This is a genomic window from Roseibium sp. (genome assembly GCF_025698965.1).
Taxonomy (GTDB): domain Bacteria; phylum Pseudomonadota; class Alphaproteobacteria; order Rhizobiales; family Stappiaceae; genus Roseibium.
In genome coordinates, this window is sequence record NZ_JAILWL010000531.1 from 1 (window position 1) to 4,224 (window position 4,224).

The window sequence follows — 4,224 nt, forward strand, 5'->3', positions numbered from 1 at the left end:
TGGCCGGAAGCAAAGATCCGATTTCCGTTGTGTGTTTCGGGGACTCACTTACCTGGGGGTTCAATCCGGTGGATATGTCCCGTTATGGACATGATGTCCGCTGGACCCGGTTGCTGCAGAAGGATCTCGGATCGGAATTCTATGTGATCGAGGAAGGGGTCAACGGCCGGACCACGGTTTTTGAGGATCCGGTAAAGGGCGACAAGAACGGACTTGAGCACCTGTTCACAGTGCGCAAGACCCATATGCCGATCGATATCCTGATCATCATGCTGGGGACGAACGACCTTCAGGAACGATTCGCCATGAACGCGGAGACGATTGCCATTGCCATGGGTCGGTTGCTTTACCTGGCGACGAACCCGACAGAGGATGTCGAAGGCATGGCTCCAAAGGTGCTTCTCATGTCTCCGCCGCCGCTTGCCGATCTCACGGGAACGCCCTTCGAACTTCAGTTCTCCGGCCGCAGTCGTGAGGAATCCACCAAGCTTGCCGAGTGTTACAGGCGGAAGGCCGAAGAGTACGGCGTGGCCTTTTTCGACACTGGCTCGGTAATTTCTTCCAGTCCGGTCGATGCCATCCATTTTGACGCCGCACCGCAGGTGGACCTGGCACGGGCAGTGGCGAGCGAGGTTCGCAAACTGGCTGCCAGCTGAATTATTTCGATAGTTTTTCCAAGGCTTTGCGAACCCTGATCTTGACCGAGCCGGCTACCTCGTTCGAGCGTGCCTTTGTCAGCGCTTCAAGCGCAGATCTACGGGTTTCCGGAAATTGGCGGGCGATGGTGGCAAGTCCGTAATAAGCCCAGGCACGAACGAGTTTGTTCTCGGACGAAATCGCGTCGTGCACAAAAGCTTCCAAAGTGGATTTCGCCTCGGCCGGAATGTCCAGGAATTCGAGATATTGCAGAAAATGCAGTTTCGCTTCCCAGGGCTGTATCCGGGGCAAAGTGTTGAAATGCAATTTTGTCAATGCAACCGTCGGCGGCGGGCCTTTGGTCTCGAAATGATGTTTCAGCAACCAGGTTGCGCCTCGCTGACAGGGTTCCTGTTTGCAAAGACCAACCAGCGACGCGAGGAATTCGGGATCGGATCGATATTTACAGAATGCCGCCTCGAGAGGTTCCGTTTGCTTGCCGTCCCAGCCGGACGGGATCGCGTGAAGGGCGTCTGGCATGGACATGCAATCAGAAATCGACCGTCAGGCCTTTGATTTCCCAATCTTCGTAACGTGTCGGTTCCAGGCCGCCGCGACCATTTACCTCTTCCGGCATTGCCTTTTGTTTCGCGTCTATCTCCTTGCGGCGCTCCTCGGCTTCTTTCAAAGCCCTCTGCGCGGCGGGAGGCAGATCCTCAAAACGTTTTCTGGGAGCCTCTTCAATATCCTTTTTCAGGGATGGGGCTTCGGCCTGGTGAAAGGATCTGGTGACGTCTTCGGGTCTGTCCGACATGGCTGCATTCTTCAAGATTACGGAGTTGTCATGCTTTATAAGATAATCTTGCCAAGATTGGCAGCAATACCCATGTTCAAAACTGGATTGAGCGCATTTGTCGCTCGACTTTTTGGGTGAATGCCAGGATAGGAAACGGAACAGAGCGGCAATGAACTACATTCGCACAGCGATGCTTTTGGCGGCAATGACCGCCCTTTTTATGGGAATCGGCTTCATGATCGGCGGTCAGGCCGGCATGATGATTGCCTTGGCCATTGCCGCGGCCATGAACGTGTTCAGCTACTGGAATGCGGACAAAATGGTGCTGCGGATGCATCATGCACAGCAGGTGGATGAGCGTTCTGCGCCGAAATATTACCGCATGGTGCAAAGGCTGGCCCAAAATGCCGACCTGCCGATGCCCAAGGTCTATATCATCAACAACCCTCAACCGAACGCGTTTGCGACCGGCCGCAATCCGCAAAATGCGGCAGTGGCTGCAACCACCGGCTTGTTGAATATGCTGACGCCGGAGGAACTGGCCGGGGTGATGGCCCATGAACTGGCGCATGTGAAGAACCATGACACCTTGATCATGACCATCACGGCAACAATCGCCGGCGCAATCTCAATGCTCGCCAATTTTGCTTTCTTTTTCGGTGGCAATCGCAACAATCCGCTTGGCATTGTCGGTGTTCTCCTGATGATGATTGTCGCTCCGATGGCGGCAATGGTCGTGCAGATGGCAATTTCCCGGACCCGGGAATATGCCGCTGATCGCATGGGAGCCCAGATCTGCGGCGAACCGATGTGGCTGGCCTCGGCGCTCGGCAAAATTGCCGGCGGGGTCGAACGCATTCACAATCCGGATGCGGAGGCCAATCCGGCGACGGCGCATATGTTCATCATGAACCCACTGTCCGGTGAACGGATGGATAATCTGTTTTCGACGCACCCGAATACCCAGAACCGTATCGACGAACTGCGCAAGCTTTCCGATGCCGGACTTGGAACCGGGGGCCACGGCTCCTTCAGGCAAGGCACCGCGCAGCAATCCGGTCCGTGGGGCGGCGCGGGTGGTTCCACCCGCACGACCCAGCCCAGCCGGCCCAAGGGGCCCTGGGGATGAGGCCTTTGGGAGGCGGATAAAAACCGCTTTTCCCGAAGAACAAGACAGCCTAAACTACAGGCAGTTGCGCCGCAGCCGGAAGTCCGGTCTGCGGCGCTTGATTTTGGCTGGAAACAAACAGCCTTTGATTAGGACACTCCCTTGACCAGACGCCCGCAGAAGACCTCCAGACCCGCGAAGGCACCGGATCAGCAACAAGCCGATAAGCCAGGGTTTTCGGCTCGCAAGATAGCCGCCGATATCCTGGGGAATGTGGTTCACAAGAAACGCCCTCTGGACGGGGAGCTGGATGTTGCTTCGGGCCATTCCGGATTTCGGGACCTTGCGGGTAACGACCGGGCTCTCGTGCGGGCAATCGTCGGAGCATCCCTGCGTCATCGCGGTGAAATCGCGGAAATTCTCGATCGACTTCTGGATCGTCAGATCCCGGAAAAAACGGGCCGGGTTCTCGACATTCTTCATGTGGCCATCGCGCAGATGCTCTTTCTGGATGTTCCGGACAGGGCTGCCGTGTCCCTGGCGGTCGATCATGCCGGTCTGGACCGCAGAGCCCGGCCGTATAAAGGGCTGGTGAACGGGGTATTGCGCCGTCTGGGACGCGAACGGGAAGAGATTACCGCGGATCTGGATGCGAACCGTCTGAACACGCCAGACTGGCTGTTCGAGAGCTGGCAGGCCGCCTATGGCGAAGAAACCGCACGTGCCATTGCGCAGGCCCATCAGGGCGAAGCCGCGCTGGACCTGTCGGTGAAAGCGGAGCCGCATGCCTGGGCGGAAAAGCTGGACGGCAAGGTCGTTGGCGCCGGAAGTGTCCGTCTTGCCAAAAAGGGACCGATTGAAGCGCTGGAAGGTTATGGAGACGGTAGCTGGTGGGTGCAGGATGTCGCGGCGGCACTTCCTGCTCGGCTCCTTGGAGATATCAGGGACCTGAAAGTCGCTGACCTGTGCGCGGCCCCTGGAGGCAAGACTGCGCAGCTTGCCGCCGCGGGTGCCGATGTGACAGCCATCGATATTTCCAAAAGCCGGTTAAAGCGCCTTGCCGAAAACATGACCCGTCTGGGTCAGAGTGTCACGACCATTGCTTCGGACCTTCGGGAGTTTGAACCTGATGCACCGTTCGACGCAATTTTGCTGGATGCCCCCTGCAGTGCGACAGGGACAATCCGGCGTCACCCGGATGTTCCCTGGATCAAGAAGCCATATGATGTTGAAAAACTGGGTGAAATTCAGCGCGAGCTGCTCGATAGGGTTGTCGCCTGGGTCAAGCCAGGTGGGTTGATTGTTTATTGCACCTGTTCTCTGGAACCGGCCGAAGGCGAACAGCAAGTTGAAGCATTTCTTGAGCGGCAAGCCGGAAAGGTTCAGTTGGTCGCCGTCGATCAGCAGGAAATCGGCGGTCTAGGCAAAAGTGTCACCAGTGAGGGCTATCTTCGATGCCTGCCCTGTCATGATGCCGGACCTGGTGCCGATTCCAAGGGGATGGATGGGTTTTTTGCTGCCCGTTTCAAGGTCTCTTAACGTGGCATAAACTGTTCACTTGCAATGTTTCTTTAAAGAAAATGCTAACCTTAATATTTGGTTCAGTGAGCGGAGAGTTTTGATAAGCGCGCAAAAACCATCGATGCTGGGGATGGTTTGGTGAATATTGCAAGCCTGAATGAAA

5 protein-coding genes are annotated in these 4,224 nt (G+C 56.4%); 3 read left to right on the top strand and 2 right to left on the bottom strand.

Features of this window, described 5'->3' with window-relative positions:
- Window positions 1–20 precede the first annotated feature (20 nt).
- Window positions 21–656 carry an SGNH/GDSL hydrolase family protein gene (locus K5905_RS28745; RefSeq protein WP_297590851.1) on the top strand — a complete coding sequence of 212 codons (636 nt, stop codon included), beginning with the start codon at window positions 21–23 and terminating at the stop codon, window positions 654–656.
- Window position 657: 1 nt separating this feature from the next.
- Here K5905_RS28745 and K5905_RS28750 read toward each other — a convergent pair whose 3' ends face one another.
- Both K5905_RS28750 and K5905_RS28755 read right to left on the bottom strand, forming a co-directional pair.
- On the bottom strand, window positions 658–1,176 hold the full coding sequence (locus tag K5905_RS28750) for a hypothetical protein (protein ID WP_297590841.1): 519 nt from the start codon (window positions 1,174–1,176) through the stop codon (window positions 658–660).
- A 10-nt stretch (window positions 1,177–1,186) separates the two neighbouring features.
- Complete coding sequence (locus K5905_RS28755; RefSeq protein WP_297590845.1) at window positions 1,187–1,450, bottom strand: DUF1674 domain-containing protein; 264 nt, start codon at window positions 1,448–1,450, stop codon at window positions 1,187–1,189.
- Between the two features lie 151 nt (window positions 1,451–1,601).
- Between K5905_RS28755 and htpX the strand changes: the two genes are divergently transcribed.
- Both htpX and K5905_RS28765 read left to right on the top strand, forming a co-directional pair.
- Window positions 1,602–2,561: a zinc metalloprotease HtpX gene (htpX, locus tag K5905_RS28760; RefSeq protein ID WP_297590847.1), complete on the top strand. Its 960-nt coding sequence runs from the start codon at window positions 1,602–1,604 to the stop codon at window positions 2,559–2,561.
- Window positions 2,562–2,702: 141 nt separating this feature from the next.
- Window positions 2,703–4,079, top strand: a complete 1,377-nt coding sequence (locus K5905_RS28765; protein ID WP_297590849.1) for a transcription antitermination factor NusB — start codon at window positions 2,703–2,705, stop codon at window positions 4,077–4,079.
- The last annotated feature ends 145 nt before the right edge of the window (window positions 4,080–4,224 follow it).